Origin of the sequence: Paraburkholderia sp. BR13439 (assembly GCF_040948805.1) — a bacterium.
Classification (GTDB): Bacteria; Pseudomonadota; Gammaproteobacteria; order Burkholderiales; family Burkholderiaceae; genus Paraburkholderia; species Paraburkholderia youngii.
In genome coordinates, this window is sequence record NZ_JBFPKN010000005.1 from 396,139 (window position 1) to 417,403 (window position 21,265).

The window sequence follows — 21,265 nt, forward strand, 5'->3', positions numbered from 1 at the left end:
TCTCCAGATTTTCCCGTCACGAGGCGATGTCATGAGTACGCTACAAGTCGATCAGGAGCGCGACGCCCCTGCCTTGGCGCTTGCTTGGGTGCCCGCATGGATTCGTGCCGAACTGGCGCCGTTTCCGGGGCGCGTAGAAGCGTTATGGCGCTTCCTGCTAAGCACAACGCTGGTCGTCGTGATCTCGATGGCGCTGCAGGTGCCATTCCTGCCGCTCTCCTTGATCATCGTTTTCTTCACCGCGCAGGAGAACACGGTCCTGACCCGGCTGTCCGGCATCGTTATGGTGATCGGCACGACCATCGCCGTGATTTCGGGCCTGCTGCTGTTGAAGTTCACCATCAACTATCCGCTGCTGCGCATTCTTGCCGCTTGCGCGATGGCGTTCTGCGGCATGTATTTCATGCGCGTCAGCAAACTGGGAGCGATCGGCTACCTGCTTGCCCTGTTCGTCTTTTACGTCCAGAGTTTCGTGGATCAGGCGATAGGTCCCGAGGCGCTGGTCCGGGCACTGCTGTGGGTGTGGGTCGCGATCACGTACCCGATCGTTCTGACGATCACGGTCAACCTGCTGTTCCTGCCGAGCCGCCCGGGCCGCCTGCTGACCGACGAGATGCGTCGGCAGGTCGATCACGTGCTGGCGCAGCTTGAGGCGCACCGCAGCCAGACGGCCGCCCGGCCGCACAGTGCGGAGTCGGTCGCACGCAGCGCGCTGGTCCTGCACCGTCACCTGGCCTTCGCCGCCCAGGATGATGCCGCGTGGCGGAGCAATCGTGCATACCATCTGGCGCGTGTCGCAGCCATCGACCGGCTGCACATCGCGGCCTCGCAACTGTCACGGCTGCCGTTGACCGCCCTGTCGCCAGTGCAAGCCGAACAGGTCCTCGCACTGCAGTCGCACTGCCGCGGGCTGCGCACGTCGCTCGTTGATGGCACGCCGTTCACCTGCGACCCCAACCTCGCTGGAACCCGGCCCGTCGCCGGCCCGTTCGACACCGTGCTGCGCGAAATGGGACATGCGCTGCAGGCGATCGGCGAAGCTGAAACGCTGCCCGCACCGTCGGCACAGAAGCGCGAAGGACTGGTTGCCGCCGACGCATTCAGCAACGCGGCCTATGGTCGCTTTGCCCTCAAGACCGTGCTGGCGGCCACGCTTTGCTACGTGTTCTATACGGCCGTTCAATGGCCGGGTATCCATACCGCGATGCTGACCTGCTTCATCCTCGCGCTGCCGAGTCTCGGTGCGACGTCGCATAAGGGGCTTACGCGCGTGGTCGGCTGCGCGCTGGGCAGCGTCGTGGCCCTGGCAGCGGCTGTCTTCATCATGCCGCACCTCGATACCATCACCGGGCTGCTCGCGATTACGCTGCCGGTCGTGGCGATTGGCGCCTGGATCGCCGCCGGCTCGCCACGCAGCAACTACATCGGCGTCCAGTTCGTCTTTGCCTTTGCACTGTCGCAGCTTGGCCGCTTCGGGCCGACCACGGACCTGACCGAGATTCGCGACCGCATGATCGGCATCCTGATCGGTGTTGGGGTGTCCATCGCCATTTCCACGGCGCTCTGGCCCGAACGCGAAGGCGACGCCCTGAAGCGGCTGCTCGCACGGCTGCTGCGCAGTGTCGCCGAGCTGGCACGCGCCGGACACGATGCGCCGGGCACTCCGGACGCGTCCGAACTCCGGACCCGGCGCGACGCCATCGACAACGCCAGACTGCGCGGTTGGTCGCTGCTTGCGCAAAACCGGGAAATGCAGGCGCGCGTCGCGTTGGAACCTGGCTGGCAGTATGCGCACGATACGGTCACTCTGGAAATCACCACGGCCCTCGCGCAAACACAGGAAATCCTGTTCGCCGTCAATTGGCTCCATATCCAGGTGCAGGACGCGGGGTCCTACCTGCCACAGGCGACTGCCGATGCGCTGCGGGCCTTGCGCGAGCACGCCGCGGTGCGGCTGGATCGGATCGCGAACCGATTTGAATATCCCGACGAACCCGCACCGCATGCATCCGATGTGATTCCTGCCCTGCCTCGTAGTCTTGTCGACGCCGGCGCGGCATCGACGGGATGGCTGGCGGACATCCTGCAGGCCGCCCGTGTGCTCGACGAACGCATCGCACAACTTGACCGCCGCCTGTCGGCGCCGGTCCATTGACTGACGAGGGGACCATGGACGCACGTCCAACGCATTGCCATTTCCCGGCGCGACTTGCCGCGACCGCAGCGGCCCTGTCGCTGCTGCTGGCCACCGCCGGCTGCGCGCTGATCCGCGAGGACACGGCCCCGGCGGCGCAAATTCCTACCGAACAGGTTCGCCTGGCGCAGGACAGCCAACTGCCGCAGGGCAACTGGCCGTCAACCAAATGGTGGAAGGCCTGCAACGACGATCAGCTCACTGCGCTGGTGGACCGGGCGTTACAGGATTCGCCCACGATGGCGGTCGCCAAAGCGCGTGTCGAGGCGAGCCGCGCCCAAGCGAAGCTGGTCGACGCGTCGAGCGGCCTGCTGATCGGCCTGTCCGCGTCGGTCAACCGCCAGAGCGTATCGGAGAACGGCTTCCTCGGTCCGTTCGCCCACACCGACCCTGCGCTGGGCACCACTGGCCCGTGGTACACGGAAGGCACCATCGGACTTTATGCCAACTATTCGGTCGACCTGTGGGGCAAGGACCGGGCGCGCGTCAATGCCGCGATGGGTGTCACCCGGGCCCGCGAGGCCGAGGCGGCACAGGCTGCCCTGCTGCTGTCGTCGCAGGTCGTCCATGTCTACTACGAAATCCAGACTACCTATGCCCTACGCGACCTGCTGGTGAAGGCGCGGGAAATCCGTCAGGAACAACGCGACGCCACCCAGGCCCGCATCGCGCGAGGCCTGGTGTCACGAACGCAGATGGAAGGCGCCGAAGCCCAGTGCATGCAACTTGACCAGCAGATCGACTCCGCACAGTCGCGAATTCGCACGCTGCACGAAATGTTGCGGCAGTTGACCGGCGCCGGACCAGACGCCCTCCCCGCGATTGCGCAACGGCCGCTGCCGGACAGCGCCGCTGGCGTGCCGGCGTCGCTCGGCTATGAACTGCTCGCCCGGCGGCCGGACTTGCAGGCGATGCGCTGGTACGTCCAGTCGTCGATGGATCAGATCGACGCGGCGAAGGCGGCGTTCTACCCGAGCTTCGATATCCGCGCGTTCATCGGGCTGGATTCGCTGCACATGGTCGACCTGCTGCGCAAGTCGAGCCGGCAGATCGACCTGATACCGGGCCTGAGCCTGCCGATCTTCGACAGCGGACGGCTGAACGCCAACCTCGCCGCCACGCGCGCCGAGAGCAACCTGCTGATTGCCCAATACAACGAGTCGGTACTGAATGCGGTGCGTGAAGTCGCTCAGGCCGGCATCGAACTGGACAGCCTGGGCCACCAGCAGGTATTGCAGGAAGGCAAGCTGAAGGCCGCTGCCTTTGCCTACGACAGCGCCACCGCCCAATATCGGCAAGGGCTGCTCGACAAATCCACCGCGCAGGAGGCAATGCTGTCGGTGCTGATGGAGCAGAGCCAGGCCGTCGAAATCCGCAGCCAGCAACTCCAGGCGGCGGTCACGCTGTCGACGGTGCTTGGAGGAGGCTACGTTGCCGAGGGCGAAGGCAAAGATCATGTGGTGAAGCCCGAGTGAACGGACGCGCTTTGTCGTATTCACATTGTTCCCGCCGCACCGGGATCACGGAGCGCCGGGGCTAGAGCGTCAAGGAGGTCTGGTCGCACGGCCTCTGCAACGAAGTGTCTTCTGACCTGCGACCTCTACATGTCAGCACCGCTGTTGTCGCTCAATGTCCCACAGAGGTGTTGCCGATTCCTCTGCTTATATTGCAGCGCTCCATAGGAATGCGCGTGTTGCCAGTTGGTTAAACGATTATTATGCTGACTTTGCTAGGCAATTCGAAACCATCAGCCAGGAAGCGAGAGATGCACGGTCCATATCGACTATATACAGACGTCGGTCGCGCACACGAAGTGCACTTGGACTTTCCGGCACCGGCGGAGCGATCATCGCGTAAAACCCCGTCCGGAGCGGACCCAGCGTCGAGTGGGAGAGCGAAATACGCTGGCCGGCAAGCATAACGGTGCCGTCTAGTCCGAGCAAGCCCTCCCCCTTCCAAGAGCGCCGCCGCAGTTTTCGCGATCATGGCCAATTGTCCCGCCACTACGTTCATAACGTGCCGGATGGGGCCAACCATTCGGTGGCGTCTTGGGGAGTGGTCAATGCACCAAGCACCCGCAATACATCCCTGCCCTCGTTCGTAATCGAAAACTCCTGCCAGCCCGGTTCGCGCTCAATCCGTTGCGCGAGCCCTGCATCGTGAAGCGCAGTCATGTCAAGATCCTCCACTTCCACGTCGACCTTGACTGGCGCATTGGCGAGCAGCATCAATGCCGCCATCTCGTGCGCGCTCAGACGCGGCGAGCCTGATTCCGGATTCACTACACGTGGATTTTTCATTAGCATTCCTTCTTCAATGAGGCGATTTCAGCCCCTTTGCGGAAACCCCATGCGCTGCGATGACTCTGTCTGAAGCACGACGCAAGTCGGACGCGCGGCCAGATTCCGAGCTTGCTACCGAAACCCGCGCAAGGTTCGAAGTGGCCGCACTTCGCTCACGGACAGTCGCAATACCGATATCTACGTGGCGCGATGAGGTTCCTGGAAAGTAATTACGATGCTTACCGCTTGGCTGATTTGCAAGACGGTGGCTCAAAGGAAAGAGACGCAGACGTCCTGCCTTTCAGGCAGCGAAACGACTCGGGGGACGGGAACTTCGGATGGCGCTCAAATGAACGGCTTTATCTTTCGGATATTCAAATGTTCTATCACGCAGTGGCGGACCGGTAAGTAAAAACATCGTAAAGGCCCCAAACTACTCTGCCGCGGCAAATCCGCCCTCCCATTCCACGTGCAGCACGACGAGCCAGCGGCGCGGGCATTCCGGCCGGATCACGACCGCGCTGCCGCGGGCTATCGCGACGGGGCTGACGAACCCAGATTCGACCGCGTCCTCCCACGCGTGCTTCCCATCCGTCCGAATCCAGACAATCAGCACGGCACATAACGCGACGCTGAACAGCGTAGTGAGGCCGAACGCGACGTCGGGGTAATTGCTGTGCGCAAGAAAGGCAAACGCTGTAGTGAGGATCTGGTTGGCGAGCACAACCAGGACCGCGATCTTGACAAGTGCACGCCTGTGCGGCGAGCCTCGACCGCGGCGCAACGTTGCGGCACGAGTGCCCCGCGGTCCGGGCTTTTCATTTCTTGCACTCATTCCAGCATCTCTCTGCGAAAGCACCTATTGGGGGCAATGGTACGTGGAGATCTTGCTCATCGCGAGCGATAGCGGACCCGCGACATTCGGAAACACGGCCAGCCGGGCAGGCTCGGCCGGGTAAAGACGGCACTTTCGTATCCACAGCCAGGAAATCGGACTGTATCAACCAGACTGAAGCCCTGGCTGCGGTAGAAATCCAGCAGGCCCTGCGCGTTCATCGGCGCTTCCAGGGCCAATTGCATATATCCGTGCGCGGCGACCCAGCGGTTGGCGAACGAAAGCAGCGTCCGACCGATGCCCCGCCGCTGCCTCGATGGTTCCACACCATACCGATCTACCGTGGCGACATCTGGCCGTCGAAAGTGCCGACAGGCCGAAACCGGGTCCGCCCCGCGCAGGGTTAGCGTTCCCGCGAGGCGACCCTTGCACACAGCGACAAAGCACGCTTCGTCCACGGTGCCCCGATGCACCGTACGCTCCCTTCGGTGACAATGGCCCGGGAGGTTGCTCGGCACATCAACCGACGCGGCTGCCCGGCGCAGCAGTTTCGCGGTCTGCGAACTCAGATCGAGGTCGGGGTCAAACGGCCTGATGCTCACCCGGCCAGTATCCAGTGAATTCTGCATGAAGCTAGCGTCAGTTGGTATCGAAGTGGGCGTGCACCGCATAGCGCCTCCTGCCTCACCGGGAAAGGATGATCAGCGGCGCAAGCGATGCGAGGTATGCAGCAAGGCCAACAACGGCCCAGCCCGACGCGACCGCGACGCAGGCAACGAGCGCACCCGCGATACCGATCGCGCGCATGAATTGCAGACGTGCGCACTGGCGATCAAATCCCATTCCAGAATCGTCCGGATTTCGACCACTGGTTCGAAGTGTAAAGCGCACCAAAGTAGACATACGGTAGTCCTGTTGGAGCATTGCAACTTTGCATGCATTAGAGCTTACGACACGCAATCTAAAAATCGCGTAAAAGGGATTTGGCGCTCCATAAACGTTTTGTTTCTGCCGACGCCGTTCCACCTGATTCACCGGGTTGCCCCTTGATGCACCGTGCCGACGGCCGCCCGATGCCGGACGAAGATGACCTTCCAACACCCTCCAGCTTTTATGAGGTTTATCCGATTTTTACGTGCACTACTGATTTTTTTTGAAAACTACAACGATATCGTCTTTACAGTGCTTGCATCCGGGCTCCTCCCTGATCATATGCACGAACATAAACCTGGTGTTGCCAAAGCATGTCGGAAGTACGCACTATTGCGCCTTGCCTTGATGACGGCGGCCCTCGCACTATGTAGCCTCTTGCACTACGCGCATGCGCAAACGTTAGGCGCCTCTGCTGCAAGCGAGGCTCGTCCCTTTTCGAGGCCCGACGACATCGTCGCAGCGCTGCGCGCGCAGTTTCGCGTGTCGGCTGCTGACTCGTTGAAGATTGCACAAGCTGTCCTGACCGAAGCGAACCGCTATTCGATGTCCCCTATTCTGCTTTTGTCGGTGATGGCTGTCGAATCCGGCTTCGACCCGCATGCGGTGAGCGCGGTCGGTGCACGTGGGCTGATGCAGATACTGCCCGCCGCCCATCCGCAGGCGTTCGCTAGCGTCAACGAACTCGACGATCCCGCAGTCAATGTCCGCATCGGCTCGTCGATATTGCGCGACTACCTTGACGCTTCCGGGGGCGACGTTAACGCCGCGCTGTGGCGGTACAGCGGTGGCGAAAAGGGCTATGCGCGCCGCGTTGGCATGCATATGCAGCATTTTGCGATATTACTGGGCACACAAAATGAGTAACCAACGATCTGATCAACTGCTCCAGCTCGACCACCAACCGTCGGGGAACAGTACAAAGCCCTTCTTCGTTTCCTCGAGGCGAAAGACTACTTCTGAAGAACAACAAACGGGACCGTTAGGTGTGTGGGCGAATCTTGCTTACAGTTGACGTTGCATTGAACTGCCTTGCTCCCGGTCCGTCACGTTCCGCAGCATCTTGCACCTCGAAATCGGCAAAGAGTTGACATACAGCGTGCGGGTCCGCGCAGGCGCGGAGTCGCTCCCGGAACCGTTGATCGCAAAAGCGCTCCGCCACTTCAGCGAGTAAGTGCAGATGCGTCATGTTCGCCCATTCCGGCACGAACAGCACAACCAGGTCGGTCACGGGCTCGCCGTCTGGCGCATCGAACGGAATCGGCATGACAGGACGTACATACAGCACCAGAGCGCCCCGCAGTCCTTTGATCTGGCCATGAGGCACGGCCACGCCCTGGCCGAGCGCCGTGGAGCCCAAAGCTTCGCGGGCGGCAAGACCGGCCATCACGGCCGCTGCCTCCAGGCCATAGCGTTGCTCGAGTAGTTGTGCAAGACGTGCGTACAGAGATTCGCGATCAGCAACCGCGAGATTTAGCAAAACATGACTCTCGGTCAGCAGGTAAGCGATCGTATCCTCGTCCGTGACCTCGCCCTTGCGTCTTCCATGAATATCGGCATGCGGCGACTCGGGGCGTTGCATCAGTTTGCTCCACCTGTCGGTGGGTGTATCCGGTACTTCCAGCAATTGCGCAATCTCCGCGGTCGGCGCCAGCTGCGTCACCCGCTGCATCGCCTCCTTCAACGCCGACCTCGGCAGGTAGAGTATGAGGCGCACCCGATCCGTTCCGTGCAGCGGCGTCATGCGGATCGTCCACGACTGGCCGGCACAGTCGCGGATCAACGCCAGACGCAACGGCATCGCATGCTGTGCGTCGAGCGTGATGCGCATGACGACATCGCGGCTCGCAGGCGGCTGGGAAGTGCGATGAGATCCAATGTGCCTCAGATCAAAGAGGGTTTTCAGATCTGCCAGAGAATGCTTCATGTTGTTCCTCGATTTGCCGTTCCCGTCTCTGTTTGATTCGGCAGCTTTGGGCAGCGATTACGCAGGCGGCCCATACCGGTGGCGCAGCTCGAGATTGATCTCAAGCACGTTGACAAGAGGCTCGCCGACCAGCCCTGCAAACGGCGCGTGAGCAGTGTCGCGCAACATTGCGCCGATTTCCGCGCGTATCCCGGCAGGATGGTGCTTCGTATCCTTCGCCCACGCTGCCGCCACGCAGTCGAGCTGATACATCGCATTGGCGAGCGTGATGTCCGGATCGAGCCCTGAGCCGGAGGTGGTGACGAAATCACCCGGAACGTCCTGCAGAGCAATGTCCGGATTATCCTGCCGCCACATATCAAAGAACATCGCCTGAATGTCCGTGCCCTCCTTCACCGATTCGATCGCGGTCACACTCTTTCCATCGCTGCCCGTGCGGGTCACGGCCGAAGGGAACAACCCCGGATGCTCGCCCGAGAACGACTCGAAGAACGGCACCGCGAGATCCGGCGCCTTCGGTTGCGGCGTGCCGGGATTCGCCGCGATCCACTGTTGCACCACCTGCGCATGTTGCTTCGCCCAGTCGTCCACGTACTTCGCGTGCGACGGATCCGCCTTGACCCACGCCTGCGCGAGGCTGTTGTGCGCGTCGGCCCATTGCGCGACGATATGCGGTTTGCCACCCGCGTGATCGCCCTGGAACCAGGCTTCGACGTCGGGCGCGACAAGTTGCCCGGCCTTGGGCCCTTGCGCATAGTGCGCAATCGCCCCCAGCATGCGCGCAACGCGGTCGCGCAGCGCGTAGTTCGCAGCACCCAACGTCGATGACCCCGAGGCGGAGGCATCGTATGAGACCGCCGATGGCCGCGGCTGGAAATATTCATCCTTTGAATGGCTGGGCAATCAATATCGAGCCAACCGGCTTGCCGTCCGGACCGTCCACGATGCTGCCGTTCGCCTGAAACCGGAACGCCGTTTGGCCGATGACCCAGAGGATACCGGGATAGATACCAGATGCGCGTGAAGAATGCCGCGTATAACACCGACGGTGATATTCCGAATGCGAACATCGGCGCATTCGACCCAACCTCGGGCTTGCACGACGGTCGGAAGGAAACGCTGTATTGGTCCGCGTTTTATCATCTGTCAAAGCGCACCGAAGTGTATCTGGCCGGCGACTATATGAGGCTGCATGGCGGCTACACGGTCGGCACCACGTTCGGCGCGACGAACCAGCTCGAACTGACCAGGGGTGTGCGTACTCGATTCTGATCGGGAAACACGGCCTCGCAGCGCATCCGTTTCGATTGACGTTCTTTAGCTAGCGGCCGCGGACCTTTCCGCGGCCGCTTCTTCTTGTGCGCCGGGCCGGACGCACTCCTGCGGATGCAAGTCCCGCCATCAGCGTGTCACAGCAAGTGAAGTGAAGCGCAACCGCGGCGCGGTTGCGGTGTTACGGTTGACCGAGCCGCACAATTTTCCCGGCGAGCAAACCGGGAAGCGGGCTGTGGCAGTTTCCGGACTTTCGACCGATTGCGCATCCTGATGCCCGCGACATTGATGCGACCGCGGCCGCCAGGGTCATGGCAACACAACCTGTGCGGCGATTGAAGGTCAAAACGGCGAAGAGGGGGGAACAAGGGGGCGAAATGGACACTCGAACGATGCCGCGCAGGGTTGCGACCGTTTTGCTCGCAGGAATGGTTTTCTTTTGCCTCGGCGGTTGCGAAGCGTTGAGGGGGCCGCCCGCGGCGGAATGGCCAGGTCCGCACGCACCGTATCCCTTCCCTGACGATGTTCCGCATCGAACGCAGTGATTCCGACGACGCCCCCGGATAGCCCAGTTCGACCCGCTGATCGTCGTGGCTAGGCTACCGTCAAACCACTTTCGCCGAACGATCCACCGCGCCACCGCGACGATACAGCACAAGCGTCGCAACCAGCCCGCACAACGCGGCGAAGCTCATCCAATATCCCGGTGCTGCCTTATCATGCGTGACCTCAATCAGAAATGTCGACACCGCAGGCGTAAATCCGCCGAAGAGCGCCGTCGCGAGACTGTATGCCAGCGAAAACCCTGCCACGCGGACACTTACCGGCATCACTTCGGTCAGCGCGACGACCATCGCCCCGTTGTAGATGCCGAAGAAGAATGAGAGCCACTGCAGGACGAGCAGCATCCGGAGGAAGCTCGGCGCTGCCGCCAGCCACGAAAGCGCCGGATAGGTGGTGAAGATGGCAAGCACCGTAATCCCGATCAGAAGCGGCCGGCGTCCAATACGATCCGATAGCGCACCGCCAATTGGCAGCCAGATGAAATTGGAAACGCCAACGCACAGCGTGACGACAAGACTGTCGGCGGTGCTGAGTTTCAGGACGGCCCGGCCGAACGTCGGCGTGTAAACGGTAATCAGATAGAACGTGGTGGTCGTCATCGCCACCAACAGCATGCCGGCGAACACGATTTGCCAGTTCGCGATCATCGTCGCGAGAATTTCCTTTGTCTTCGGATGGTGCTGCCTCGCTTTGAACTCCTCGGTTTCCTGTAGCGAACGGCGCAATACGAACAGGAACGGTACGATCGCGCAGCCGATAAAGAACGGGATGCGCCAGCCCCACACTCCGATACTCGCCGCGGACATCAAGCTGTTGAGCCCATAGCCGAGCCCCGCTGCAACCACAATCGCGACCTGCTGGCTTGCAGACTGCCAGCTCGTATAAAAGCCCTTATGGCCTGGCGTCGCCATTTCAGCCAGATAGACCGACACGCCGCCCAGTTCGGCGCCAGCCGAGAAACCCTGTAGCAGCCGGCCGATCAGCACCAGTGCCGGCGCCAGCATTCCGATCGTTGCGTAGCCGGGGACTGCGGCGATGAGTATCGTGCCACTCGCCATGAGCGACAGCGTCACGATCAGGCCCTTGCGACGGCCGACTTCGTCGATGTAGGCGCCAAGCACGATGGCGCCTAGCGGCCGCATCAGGAAGCCCGCGCCAAACACGGCGAACGTCAACATCAGCGAGGCGAACTCGCTGCTCGACGGAAAAAACACCTTCGAAATGTAGGTGGCGTAAAAGCCAAACAGAAAGAAGTCGAACTGTTCGAGCAAGTTACCGCTGGTGACGCGCAAAACGGCGCCGACCTTGGAGCGGGACGGTTTCCGTGCGTCTGCCACCACGCCGGTTGAAGGGTTCATGATTAATGTCTCCTTGCGCTTGTCTGTCTGGCTTGTGAGCCGGCAGATCCAGGGCATTTGTATTGCTGACCTGACGGCACCGCACTGTGAAAACGAACCGCGCACAGCGTCAATCCGATCCCACCTGTGCACCGCTCTTCTGTCGCCTTTCGATTGCCGATTTCGGTAATGCCGCGCCGCGGTAGTGCCATTGCGTCTGTGGAGCGCACCATGAACGGTGGCCATGGATATTCAGCATACTTCCCAGCACGAACTTTCGCCATTGCCGCCGCAATCGTCCGCGCAGACTCGTACGGAGGCGTGTACTGGCAGCGCGCAATAGAGGTCTGTCTGACGAATGTACGGCAGGGGTAGAGACGCTATCCGCGCAGCGCACGCAGTGCTGCGCTCTGAATGCTCCGCGCACGATGCCATTAAGTGCCGACTTCAGCCAAGCTGCGGACGATCCATTCAGCGGTTGTGGTGGGAATTGCGGTGCGAGCATGAACGGCGAGAGACCGCAGCCGGCTGCGCGGCGTGGCAGTCGCTTCCCCCGATATTTCGGACGACGACGTGTTGCAGCTGAACAGGCAAGGTGCCCATGATGCTAACGGAAGGCGGGCACCGATCGACAGGACCGAAAGCGTGCGTCGGTTGTTCGGGTTGGTACGGACATTCTAACGGCCGCGTGCAGGACTGGTTGAATGTCTCTGGATGGCCGAGAACACCAGTTCAGCGAACTTCCTGCCGGAGCTGGCGCGGGAGTCTTCAATGGCAGCTTTCGGCGAGGGAGCCGAATGCGTACTTCCGGCCATGCAGCGACGCTCGATTCGTCGAAGTAAAAGTCCGCAGGATTGCGCAAAAGAGCCATTCGCCAAAGAGCGTCGCTTTTAAACGCCACCGCTCGCACGCCACCGCCCCATCACCGGATCAGCGATGGTCGCTGCCGTGGATCTGGGTCGGCCGCGCACGGCGGTTGCGAGGCGGGTAGACCCTCGGCGGCCGTTATCGGCGCCGAATTCAGTGTCCTGCGCTGTGGCGCACTGTCAGTATGGCCCAGCGCATACGGGCTAGACGGGTAAGCTATCTGGAAGAGCCAGCAGCGCTTCACCCTTGGCGGCAGCCCTTCCAAAGGCATCTCGCTGTGTAACCCTGCCAACATACTCCAGGAAGGCGTCACGCTTGGGCAGCGTCCCGAGCCCCAGACCCCAGCCGATATGCGATCCGACGTAGACGTCAGCAGCAGTGAATCGCTCTCCGGCAATGAAAGTGCTTGAACGCACTGCGCGTTCGAGCTGGTCCACCGTGCGCTCATAGCTGCCGTGGCCGAAGAAGAACTCCTCCTGCGGAGCCGGCACGAACCCGGCTCGATGGTTGGTGACAGCCTGCTCGACCGGTCCCGCCGCGAAAAACATCCACCGGTAATAATTAGCGCGCTCCTCCGCAGTCGGCGCCAGCCCCGCGTCCGGGAAGGTTTCGGCCAGGTACGCGCAGATTGCCGCACTCTCGGATATCACCCGGCCGTCATGCACAATCGCCGGCACCTTACCCATCGGGTTCACTTCCGTGAAAAAGCGACTGCGCTGGTCGAGAATGCCGTACGAACGCGCGAGCGCTGCGCCACCCCATCGATCCGCCTCGCTGGAGCGTTCGTAATCGAGCACAACCGTTTCGTACTCGCACCCCACCTCTTCGAGCATCCAGTGCACAATGCGGCCGCGGGAGTTGGGGTTGGTATAAAACGTCAGTGGCAATGTCCCACTCCTCCGAACCCGATCTTCAGCTTCGTTACTCACTCTCGTCTGCATAGTTACTCTCCTCTGGACATTGCGCCCGCTACGTGGATGACGGGAGAAAGATAAAACAATGGCCGCATGGCCGCATTGACTTGACACGCCAGATAACTTGCGGAGTACGCCAATCGCGAATACAGTGCGATCCAATGCGTGATTGCAGACGAAAGTTGCTATCAAATCCTTCGCAGAGCGGACGGCCGCCTCTTTCTGCACGGCCACGGCCGCAGCGAAGGGTTCCTTCGCGTCCGCCAGAAATCTTTGATGTGGGAGGCGACCAGGCAGTCCAAGTCGTTAAATACAGATGGCGCCATTGAAGGGAAACTCTGTGAAAGATGTTCGTGGGGACCGCTGCAAAGTGCCAGAATCCTTCTGGCGAGCCGTTGAGCTACAAGGATTGCGCGCTGAGGCGGTCCTGAGGGCGGCCGGTCTTCCTGTCATGCTCCGCCACAATGCTGCGGCGAGCATCAGCACCGCTCAGCTTTTCGCAATTTGGCGAGCCATCGAATCATTGTCAGGCGATGCAAGCTTCGGCATCAAGATGGTCCGTGATACCAGCACCGCAACGCATAAGCTCGCGTTCCTCGCCGCGACCTATGCCGAAAATTATCGTGATGGTCTGGCGAGGGTCATACGATTCAAGCGGCTTTGCAGCCCCGATAAGCTCCATTGCGACGAGAAGAACGGCCGGGTCTCAATCACGATCGAATGGCCGCCGGGCACTGAGCCTGAGCCTGATCTCTCAGTCGATGCCAGCTTTGCAATGCTGATTGAGTTGGGACGTCGAGGAACGGGTCAAAATCTAGCTCCCGTCGCGGTTGAGTTCAAGCGGGCTGGCCCCGTCATGGACTTGCACGGCGCCTACTTCAACTGCCCGATCCGTTGCGGCGCGACCCAAAACCGGTTCGTTCTGGCTTCCGCCGATCTTGACCGCCCGTTTATCAATCACAACCCGGAGCTCTTGCATATGCTTGCGCCCGCACTGGCGCAAGCGATGGGCGAACTGGAAGCCGAAAGCACCTTGGTTGAGCAAATCAAAACGGTGCTCAAGCGAATTATGCCGAGCGGCCGTCCCGAGATCACCAGTGTCGGTCGCGAGCTCGGCATGAGCGAACGCACTTTACAGCGTCGCATTACAGCGGAAGGCACGACGTTCCGTGCGCTCCTCGGCGATGCTCGTCGGGAGCTCGGCATGCAACTGCTGTCGGACCCCGCTTTAGATATCCAGGAAGTGGCTTGGCTCTTAGGATACCAGGATACAAATTCGTTCTACCGTGCCTTCCGGGAATGGGCGGACACGACGCCAGGGAAATGGCGTCAATTGAAACGATCAGCAAATAACGGAAAACACCTCAGTTGAACAAATCAAAGCAGCACTTAAGCAGGTCATGCCTAGCGGCCGCTCCCTGTCGCTTGACGGTCACTCGCCGGAACTAGGCGACAGGCAGTTCAGGGTCGTGAAGACTCGTTCGCCAATAGGGAATGCTGACACTCGCCGACACCGGATCGCGAATGTCCGCGAGACGATCTAAAACGGCCACACGTTCCTGATCGGCCGCCGTCGGCTATGGCCGAATTCTGTGCGTAGCTCGTCCGTCAGGTCTCTGAGTACAGCAGCCATATGCCGAGCAAGCTGACCGGCAAGTGCTCGACCATACCTGACCTTCAGGTATCGCATCCGTCAGGCGGCAACGAGTCGGCGAAACCCTGTCATCGTTCGACAACGCACACTACCCTCGCACAGACATTCCGCCGGACTTATACGCTTGGTCTGTCGAACGCGTATTACCGTGCTGCTCGATAAACTCGGTGCCGTCAGGGGTGTGCCCACGCCGGCGTCTGTCAGGATTGTCTTGAATGGGCCAGCCCTGATTGAACCCAAACTGCAAGGTGGCGCGGCGAAACAAGTGGCCATCCGAGATTAAGCTTCAGGGCCGTTTAAAAACCAGAAGGCGCATTTCCACTCGCTGACAAAGCTCACCTTGCTGGTTCATCGTGTCGCTGCGGACTGTCGCGATGCCGCGGTCGGGTTTGGAACGCGACGGCGCGATCTCCAGGACGGTGCTGACGACGTGCAGGACATCGTTCGGGCGAGTGGGTCTTGGCCACGCGATTTCGCCGCTCGCACCAATAATGCCACCCGCAATCGGCAGGCTCTGAACGAGAAGTTTCATGGTGATCGCTGCCGTGTGCCAGCCGCTCGCTGCAAGCCCCGCAAAGAAGGAGCGTTGAGCGCTTCCTCGTCCAGATGGAAAGGTTGGGGATCGAACTGTCGCGCGAAGGCGTGTATCTGGTCGACATCGAGTTTATGCTCCGCGCTTTTGTACACCGCACCCACGGCGAGATCTTCCAGATACAGAGTCTCTGATTTCATGCGTTACTCCTGAAACGTTTTATTCGCTGATATTGGCTCTTCGAACGCCCCTTCTGTGGTGACGTTCGACGTTGATGGTGCTATCCCTATCCGAAGGATAGTCTTGCGCGGAGAATCCGAGAGTGGCCCGGGGGCCTCGCCGCTAGCGACTTCGAAGCCGGTCGCACTGCCTGCCCATTAGCTGCGCAGCGGGCGAAAATCGGCATCTCAAAGGCTGCGGGGCAAGTCTGACGATGCGACGACAAGGCTCCATAGACGAGCATGCATCCATTCGGGGCCAATTGACGCGCAAGCGCGGCGCCCGTGCGGCCGCGACGCAGTCGATCGCCTTCGCGATGCCATTGCCGCCAGTGGCCGTCTTCAACTGCTCGGACCAGTTTTGGTCCGCAGTGCATAGCACGACGTCACCCCCAAGCGCCTTGATTTCCGTGACCTGCTCTTCGCGGCGATCGAGGTTGATGGTGCGGAACCCCTGCGCTTTAGCGATCTGCAGGACGAGCCGACCGACCGTCGAGCCGGCCGCGCTCTGCACAAGCCAGTCGCCGCACCCGAGCTGGTGCTCGCTCACCGTCATCGCCCATGCCGTCATCGGGTTGATGAGTGCCTGTGCTGCGTCCTCGTCGGAGATCGCCTGCGGTACAGGTATCGCACGGTCGGCCGGACTAATAACCTGCTCTCTCCAGGTTCCGGGCACGTCCAGCAAGACGACACGCTCTCCTGTCCGCGTGCGGGCACGTCGTTGCCCACGGCGTCGATGATGCCGACGCCCTCGGATCCCGGTGAAGCCGGCAGTTCCGGCTGACGCTGACAGGCGAAACGGCCACGGATGACGTGCAGGTCAGACGGGTGCACGGGCGCCAGCAGCATCCTCACGCGGACTTCGCCCCGCCCGGGCGTGGGATCGGGCGCATCACGCCAGTGAACTACTTCTGACGGCTCCCCATTGCGTTCGAATATCAGGGCCTTCATGTACTGTCTCCTTCACCTGCGTAGGTATGAACGTACGATGCCCAACGGCTCGCGCCCTTTGGCAACGATGGGTGCCAGACACTTTCACGACGGACGGCGACTCGCTGCATCGCTACGCGTATTGCTACGGCCGCACTTCCTCGGCGAATAGTAAGAGGTGGTCAATAGGAGGCGTGGCGGTCGGTTTGTCGCGCTGCCCGGGGCGAGCCCGTCCGACAATCACTCTGGTTGACCATGGAAGAATCCGGGCCACCCAAACAAATCTCCGTTTTGGTATCGAGCGATACCTCTAGAAAGACTTGGGCGAAAGCCCGGTTTTCACCGCAGTCGTTCGAGTTCAAGCCCCTGCTAGTTGCGGAACTGACTGATGCACTCAACCTTCGCTCGGCTCATATGGCGACGCCCGGTTTTCCAGCTTCCATTTCTTCTCAGCTTCCGTGTCAGGCCGAGGTGGTCGAATGCCATCGATCAACCACAGTTCGCGCGGCGTTTCGCCGACGTGCAGCTCGTAGTGATAGCCCCGCTCCTGGACAAACGGCGCAATCGCAGCGTTCGCCTTGCGCAACCACGACTCAGTCCACACGGGGTCCTTGGCGATGTGCCTTGCGAATTGATCTAATCGGATTCTGACAAAATCGTCCCGCGACACTCCCCCCATAAAGAAGGAGTCTTTCGGCTGTTCGTGAAACAGTACACCGACGTAGAAGCGAGGGATGATGTAAATGTCGGCAATTCGCTTCGCCATCTCCTGCTTGTCTTCTGCCGTGTAGGCACCGACGGGATGATAGATATTCCACAAAGGCATTTTTCTCTCCATGCATCGATAGATGCCGCATTCCCTATTCCAGAGCATCCAGATCTCCTGAAACAAAGGATGAACCAGACATGAGTGAGGCGGCGGTATGAATAGCCAAAGAATAGGCTACCGCTTTAAAACAATGCTTTCGCAACGCAGCATTTTTAGTGAATTCAGTCCCGCATCTATTGGCGATGGGGAAGGCCGAGTATTTTGCGCGTCTCGTCAGGTGTTGCCACGTCCGCGCCAATGCTTCTGACGATACTGACCGCGCGTTTGACCAGTGCAGCGTTGCCCGGCGCCAGTTCCCCTTTGGCAAGATAAAGGTTGTCCTCGAGGCCGACGCGAACATGTCCGCCAAGAATTACACTCTGCGCCACGATTGGAAATTGAGCGCGCGAGATGCCGAATGCCGACCAGCGGGCGTTCTCCGGCAGATAGCGTTTCATCTGCAGAAGGCTCTCGGTGTCGGCGGACGCGCCCCATGGCACGCCAAGACACAGCTGAAACAGCGGAGCCTGCAGAATGCCCTGCGTTTCGATCAGGTGGCGCGCCAGCCGCACGTGGCCCAGATCGAATACCTCGATTTCTGGCTTCACGCCCGCTTCTTCAATCAAGGTTGCCATCTTGATCAGATGGTCGGGCACGTTCACGAATGCGTGACTGCCGAAGTTCATCGTCGCAATGTCCAGGGTGCAGATTTCCGGACGCAACTCGAGCACATGCCGCACGCGCGCCTCGGGCGTCATCATCGTACTTAGTTCGCTTCCCCGATTCGGGTCTTCGTCGCTGGGAACGAAACGTGCGCCTGGGCCCGTCGTCAGATTGATCAAAATCGGGCACCCGCTATCGCGGATGCGCGAGACGACTTCACCATAGAGCGACAACTCAGTGCTCGGAGTGCCTGTTTTGGGATCCCTTACGTGAATGTGCGCGATGCTCGCACCGGCTTCACACGCAGCGATGGCCTCATTGGCGATTTGCTCGGGCGTCACGGGCACTGCGGGGTTCAGCCGCGGTGTATCGTCGCTTCCTGTGAGTGCACAACTGATAATCGTCTTGCCTGTCATGATGTTCGTTCAAAAAATTGGGAATCAAGCAATGCCATCGTGCGTTCATGCGGCCCGCGCGGGGCCGAACGGCGCAGCCCCAACGGGTGCAACCCTGATCAGCTTTTTGTTGACGAATTCGTCGAAGCCCAACTGAGACAGCTCCCGGCCAAAGCCTGAACGTTTGACACCACCGAACGGCAGTTCGGCCGCCGTGCCGAACGGCTGATTGATGAACACCATGCCGCTGTCGATCTGCGCGGCGACCCGCTCGCCGCGCTCGGTATCCGCAGTGAACACCGACGCACCGAGACCGTACGGCGTGCCGTTGGCGAGCGCAATTGCGGCGGCTTCGTCGTCGACGACGTGAAAGGCGGCCACCGGGCCGAACAGCTCTTCGGCGAACACGGGATTCTGTGGCGAGATGTCGGTCAGGACAGTCGGCTGCAAATAGAAGCCCGGGCGCTCGACGCGCTTTCCGCCACACACGATGAACGCGCCGTGCGAAGCCGCGCGATCGATTTGCTCAAGCAGCAGATTCAATGCGCGCTCGGAGGACAGCGGTGCGACTGCGGTGGCTGGATCGGCTGGATCGCCCGTCGAGAGCGCGGCCATCTGCTTTGCGAAGCCTTCGAGGAAAGCGTCGCCGCGCGCCTTGCCGACCACGATGATTCGCTTGGATCCTACGCAGCATTGACCCGCATTGAGCATTCGTCCCGCGACCGCGCTTTGAATCGCCCAATCGAGCGGCGCATCCTCCAGCACGATGAACGGATCGCTGCCGCCCAGTTCGAGAACGACTTTCTTCAGATTCCGGCCGGCACGCTCAGCAACGGCAGCGCCAGCGCGCTCGCTGCCCGTCAGTGTCACGCCCTGGACGCGCGGATCGTCAATGACACGCCCCGCCTGGTCGATCGAAATGAACAGATTCGTATAGACGCCCTCGGGCGCGCCCGCTTCCTCGAACAACCGCGCGAAGGCCAATGCGGATTGCGGAACGCTTTCCGCATGTTTGAGCAGCAGGACGTTGCCGACCATCAGTTGCGGGCCGGCTACGCGCGCGATCTGGTAGTACGGAAAATTCCATGGCTCGATCCCGAAAAGCACGCCGATTGGCTCGATGTGCACGGTTGCGTCGGGCGCTTCCGCGAGTGGACGGGGTTGCAGATAGGTGCCCGCATGCTTTGCGTAGTAGTCGAGAATGTTTGCAGACGATTCCACTTCCTTGCGCGCTTCGCCGCTGCGCTTTCCCATTTCCAGCGTCAGATAGCCCGCGTATTCGTCGGCCTTCCTGCGCAACAGGGCCGCCGCGCGCGACATGATGCGCGCCCGATCGCTGACGGGACGACGGCGCCAGTCAGTTTCGAACGCGCGCTGCGCGGCAGCGAGCTTCGTTTCGAGCAACTCGTCGGATACGTCGTCGTAGGTGGCAAGCAGTTCGCCGGTTGCAGGATTGGTAGTCGTATAGGGCATGAAGTTCTCCGCTGAAAATTGGCATCGAGTCAATGCGTCGGCATATGCTAACACCGTTAACACCTATCCGCGCCAGCTTTTTTTTGGTCAGGAAAAACCCTCATTGATATTGATGTTTGTGCCGTTAACATTTGTACGTACCTTCAACCGGAGAGCGAAATGGCAAAAGGATATTGGGTGGCGGCTTATCGGGCGGTCCATGACGCAAGCAAACTCGCGGCGTACGGTGTCCTCGCGACACAGGTGGTGAAAGCGGCGGGTGGGAAATTTCTGGTACGGGGCGGCGAAGTCGTTGCATTTCAGGCCGGCCTCAAAGAACGCACCGTCGTCGTCGAATTCCCGAGCTTCGAGCAGGCTCTCGCCACGTTTCAGAGTGAGGCTTATCAGGAAGCGCTAGCGGTATTGGGAGACGGCGCTGAAAGAGATGCGCGCGTAGTCGCCGGTCTCGAAGGCTGAGAAGTTTCGAAGTAACCGCTAAGTCCATCCTGATTCGCCATAGTACTTATATCGCATCACATACCGCGCCTCGTATCGCGCCGTCGCCCGATTATTGCCGCTACGATACGGGAAATAATCTCTTCGGTTGTCACCTTTTTTCAACAAGAAAATGCCGACATCAACGATTTATCGCGATGTTATTCCCGTTAACATGTGGATGTGGAAATGTCCGAATCTGACGAAATGGAGCAAAGAATGGACGAAGCACTTGTTCAGAGAGAAATCAAAGGCGCCGTGACGGTCCTTACAATGAACCGTCGCCCGCACAACCTGATGGGCCCGACGCTGTATCGCGCCCTGCTCGATGAATTCAATCAGGCAGTGAAACGCGGCTCGCGCGCGATCCTGCTGCGCAGTGGTCTGCGGCACTTCTCAGCCGGCGCTGAAGTGGCGCTTTTTCCCGATCGCATTGCCACGCAAGGCAAAGCGCTGATGGATCCGCTCGACGTGCTGCGTGGCTTCGAGACACTACCGATCCCGATTGTTGTCGCGGTGAACGGAACATGCCTCGGCGGCGGATTCGAAGTGGCGCTCGCCTGCGACTTCAGCGTCGTCGCCGAATCGGCAAAGATCGGCTCGGTTGAGGTCGCACTAGGTTTGCACCCGCTGCTCGGCGGCATTCAGCGTCAGGTGATGCGAGCCGGTCCGGCACGCGCGAAAGAACTCGCGTTGCTCGGTCGCCGGTATGACGCGGCCACGCTCGAACGCTGGGGCCTGATCAATCTCGTTGTGCCCGACGACAAGCTCGATGAAGTGGCGCTGTCGCTTGCGCAGGAACTCGCCGCCGGCCCGACCGTCGCGCATGCCGCCACCAAGCAACTCGTGCGTGTTGCGGTCAATGAGGGGGTTGCCGCCGCCGACGAAGCGATGTTCGAACTGCAAAAGCCGATCTGGGCGTCGCAGGATCTTAAACGCGGACTGGAGGCCTTCGATAAGACTGGTCCTGGCACCGCTATTTTCGAAGGGAATTGA

Annotated in this window: 19 protein-coding genes and 3 pseudogenes; 7 read left to right on the plus strand and 15 right to left on the minus strand. The window is 60.6% G+C overall.

The genetic code is table 11. From position 1 onward, the window contains the following. Positions 1–31 precede the first annotated feature (31 nt). Both AB3X96_RS13375 and AB3X96_RS13380 read left to right on the plus strand, forming a co-directional pair. Entirely contained in the window at positions 32–2,155 is a 2,124-nt protein-coding gene (locus AB3X96_RS13375; RefSeq protein WP_368590110.1) for an FUSC family protein, read from the plus strand. A gap of 14 nt (positions 2,156–2,169) precedes the next feature. Next, positions 2,170–3,669 (plus strand): efflux transporter outer membrane subunit, encoded by a 1,500-nt coding sequence (locus tag AB3X96_RS13380; RefSeq protein ID WP_368590111.1) that lies wholly within the window; start codon positions 2,170–2,172, stop codon positions 3,667–3,669. A 534-nt stretch (positions 3,670–4,203) separates the two neighbouring features. Here AB3X96_RS13380 and AB3X96_RS13385 read toward each other — a convergent pair. From AB3X96_RS13385 to AB3X96_RS13400, 4 genes are all read right to left on the minus strand, one after another. After that, positions 4,204–4,494: a hypothetical protein gene (locus AB3X96_RS13385; protein ID WP_368590112.1), complete on the minus strand. Its 291-nt coding sequence runs from the start codon at positions 4,492–4,494 to the stop codon at positions 4,204–4,206. A gap of 415 nt (positions 4,495–4,909) precedes the next feature. Then, entirely contained in the window at positions 4,910–5,200 is a 291-nt protein-coding gene (locus tag AB3X96_RS13390; protein WP_368590113.1) for a hypothetical protein, read from the minus strand. Positions 5,201–5,367: 167 nt separating this feature from the next. Further along, positions 5,368–5,940, minus strand: a complete 573-nt coding sequence (locus tag AB3X96_RS13395; protein ID WP_368590114.1) for a GNAT family N-acetyltransferase — start codon at positions 5,938–5,940, stop codon at positions 5,368–5,370. A gap of 55 nt (positions 5,941–5,995) precedes the next feature. Further along, a complete protein-coding gene (locus tag AB3X96_RS13400) occupies positions 5,996–6,154 on the minus strand; it encodes a hypothetical protein (protein WP_368590115.1) in 159 nt (52 codons plus the stop codon). Positions 6,155–6,397: 243 nt separating this feature from the next. Here AB3X96_RS13400 and AB3X96_RS13405 point away from each other — a divergent pair, with 243 nt between their 5' ends. Next, positions 6,398–7,108, plus strand: coding sequence for a lytic transglycosylase domain-containing protein (locus AB3X96_RS13405; RefSeq protein WP_368590116.1), 711 nt, complete (start codon positions 6,398–6,400; stop codon positions 7,106–7,108). Between the two features lie 115 nt (positions 7,109–7,223). Here the strand turns inward: AB3X96_RS13405 and AB3X96_RS13410 are convergent, their stop codons facing one another. The 3 genes and pseudogenes from AB3X96_RS13410 to AB3X96_RS13420 form a co-directional block, all read right to left on the minus strand. After that, positions 7,224–8,168, minus strand: coding sequence for a PTS sugar transporter subunit IIA (locus AB3X96_RS13410; RefSeq protein WP_368590117.1), 945 nt, complete (start codon positions 8,166–8,168; stop codon positions 7,224–7,226). 57 nt (positions 8,169–8,225) lie between these two features. After that, positions 8,226–8,945 (minus strand): potassium-transporting ATPase subunit C, encoded by a 720-nt coding sequence (locus AB3X96_RS13415; protein WP_368590156.1) that lies wholly within the window; start codon positions 8,943–8,945, stop codon positions 8,226–8,228. A gap of 27 nt (positions 8,946–8,972) precedes the next feature. Beyond that, a pseudogene (locus tag AB3X96_RS13420) lies at positions 8,973–9,246 on the minus strand (potassium-transporting ATPase subunit C); the annotation flags it as partial. On the opposite strand from AB3X96_RS13420, the pseudogene AB3X96_RS13425 reads away from it, so the two are divergent. Further along, positions 9,180–9,440: pseudogene (locus AB3X96_RS13425) on the plus strand (porin); the annotation flags it as partial. The pseudogenes AB3X96_RS13420 and AB3X96_RS13425 overlap by 67 nt on opposite strands. Before the next feature lie 605 nt (positions 9,441–10,045). Here the strand turns inward: AB3X96_RS13425 and AB3X96_RS13430 are convergent. Together AB3X96_RS13430 and AB3X96_RS13435 are read right to left on the minus strand one after the other, a co-directional pair. After that, a complete protein-coding gene (locus tag AB3X96_RS13430) occupies positions 10,046–11,362 on the minus strand; it encodes an MFS transporter (RefSeq protein ID WP_368590157.1) in 1,317 nt (438 codons plus the stop codon). Between the two features lie 1,049 nt (positions 11,363–12,411). Beyond that, positions 12,412–13,095, minus strand: a complete 684-nt coding sequence (locus AB3X96_RS13435; protein WP_368590118.1) for a glutathione S-transferase family protein — start codon at positions 13,093–13,095, stop codon at positions 12,412–12,414. A gap of 367 nt (positions 13,096–13,462) precedes the next feature. On the opposite strand from AB3X96_RS13435, the gene AB3X96_RS13440 reads away from it, so the two are divergent. Then, positions 13,463–14,494: an AraC family transcriptional regulator gene (locus tag AB3X96_RS13440; RefSeq protein ID WP_368590119.1), complete on the plus strand. Its 1,032-nt coding sequence runs from the start codon at positions 13,463–13,465 to the stop codon at positions 14,492–14,494. 568 nt (positions 14,495–15,062) lie between these two features. On the opposite strand, the pseudogene AB3X96_RS13445 reads toward AB3X96_RS13440, so the two are convergent. The 6 genes and pseudogenes from AB3X96_RS13445 to AB3X96_RS13470 all read right to left on the minus strand — a co-directional run bounded on the left by AB3X96_RS13445 (position 15,063) and on the right by AB3X96_RS13470 (position 19,795). Beyond that, positions 15,063–15,508, minus strand: a pseudogene (locus tag AB3X96_RS13445) (MaoC family dehydratase). 142 nt (positions 15,509–15,650) lie between these two features. After that, a complete protein-coding gene (locus tag AB3X96_RS13450) occupies positions 15,651–16,202 on the minus strand; it encodes a zinc-binding dehydrogenase (protein ID WP_368590158.1) in 552 nt (183 codons plus the stop codon). Further along, a complete protein-coding gene (locus AB3X96_RS13455) occupies positions 16,094–16,477 on the minus strand; it encodes an alcohol dehydrogenase catalytic domain-containing protein (RefSeq protein WP_368590120.1) in 384 nt (127 codons plus the stop codon). Before AB3X96_RS13455 ends, AB3X96_RS13450 begins: the two co-directional genes overlap by 109 nt. Positions 16,478–16,850: 373 nt before the next feature. Beyond that, positions 16,851–17,330, minus strand: coding sequence for a tautomerase family protein (locus AB3X96_RS13460; RefSeq protein ID WP_368590121.1), 480 nt, complete (start codon positions 17,328–17,330; stop codon positions 16,851–16,853). Positions 17,331–17,458: 128 nt separating this feature from the next. Continuing rightward, positions 17,459–18,343, minus strand: coding sequence for a 3-keto-5-aminohexanoate cleavage protein (locus AB3X96_RS13465; RefSeq protein ID WP_368590122.1), 885 nt, complete (start codon positions 18,341–18,343; stop codon positions 17,459–17,461). 45 nt (positions 18,344–18,388) lie between these two features. Beyond that, the gene (locus tag AB3X96_RS13470; protein ID WP_368590123.1) at positions 18,389–19,795 is read right to left on the minus strand and encodes an NAD-dependent succinate-semialdehyde dehydrogenase; all 1,407 of its coding nucleotides are present in this window, start codon (positions 19,793–19,795) and stop codon (positions 18,389–18,391) included. A gap of 159 nt (positions 19,796–19,954) precedes the next feature. Here AB3X96_RS13470 and AB3X96_RS13475 point away from each other — a divergent pair, with 159 nt between their 5' ends. After that, on the plus strand, positions 19,955–20,251 hold the full coding sequence (locus AB3X96_RS13475; protein ID WP_368590124.1) for a DUF1330 domain-containing protein: 297 nt from the start codon (positions 19,955–19,957) through the stop codon (positions 20,249–20,251). Positions 20,252–20,488: 237 nt separating this feature from the next. Then, positions 20,489–21,265 (plus strand): enoyl-CoA hydratase/isomerase family protein, encoded by a 777-nt coding sequence (locus AB3X96_RS13480; protein ID WP_368590125.1) that lies wholly within the window; start codon positions 20,489–20,491, stop codon positions 21,263–21,265.

Coding starts and splice junctions, on each gene's coding strand:
- AB3X96_RS13395 (WP_368590114.1), bottom strand. CDS start 5,940: ATGCAGAATTCACTGGATACTGGCCGGGTGAGCATCAGGCCGTTTGAC.
- AB3X96_RS13480 (WP_368590125.1), top strand. CDS start 20,489: ATGGACGAAGCACTTGTTCAGAGAGAAATCAAAGGCGCCGTGACGGTC.
- AB3X96_RS13465 (WP_368590122.1), bottom strand. CDS start 18,343: ATGACAGGCAAGACGATTATCAGTTGTGCACTCACAGGAAGCGACGAT.
- AB3X96_RS13470 (WP_368590123.1), bottom strand. CDS start 19,795: ATGCCCTATACGACTACCAATCCTGCAACCGGCGAACTGCTTGCCACC.
- AB3X96_RS13405 (WP_368590116.1), top strand. CDS start 6,398: ATGACCTTCCAACACCCTCCAGCTTTTATGAGGTTTATCCGATTTTTA.
- AB3X96_RS13460 (WP_368590121.1), bottom strand. CDS start 17,330: ATGCTCTGGAATAGGGAATGCGGCATCTATCGATGCATGGAGAGAAAA.
- AB3X96_RS13415 (WP_368590156.1), bottom strand. CDS start 8,945: ATGCTGGGGGCGATTGCGCACTATGCGCAAGGGCCCAAGGCCGGGCAA.
- AB3X96_RS13430 (WP_368590157.1), bottom strand. CDS start 11,362: ATGAACCCTTCAACCGGCGTGGTGGCAGACGCACGGAAACCGTCCCGC.
- AB3X96_RS13455 (WP_368590120.1), bottom strand. CDS start 16,477: ATGAAGGCCCTGATATTCGAACGCAATGGGGAGCCGTCAGAAGTAGTT.
- AB3X96_RS13400 (WP_368590115.1), bottom strand. CDS start 6,154: ATGGGATTTGATCGCCAGTGCGCACGTCTGCAATTCATGCGCGCGATC.
- AB3X96_RS13385 (WP_368590112.1), bottom strand. CDS start 4,494: ATGAAAAATCCACGTGTAGTGAATCCGGAATCAGGCTCGCCGCGTCTG.
- AB3X96_RS13375 (WP_368590110.1), top strand. CDS start 32: ATGAGTACGCTACAAGTCGATCAGGAGCGCGACGCCCCTGCCTTGGCG.
- AB3X96_RS13380 (WP_368590111.1), top strand. CDS start 2,170: ATGGACGCACGTCCAACGCATTGCCATTTCCCGGCGCGACTTGCCGCG.
- AB3X96_RS13410 (WP_368590117.1), bottom strand. CDS start 8,168: ATGAAGCATTCTCTGGCAGATCTGAAAACCCTCTTTGATCTGAGGCAC.
- AB3X96_RS13475 (WP_368590124.1), top strand. CDS start 19,955: ATGGCAAAAGGATATTGGGTGGCGGCTTATCGGGCGGTCCATGACGCA.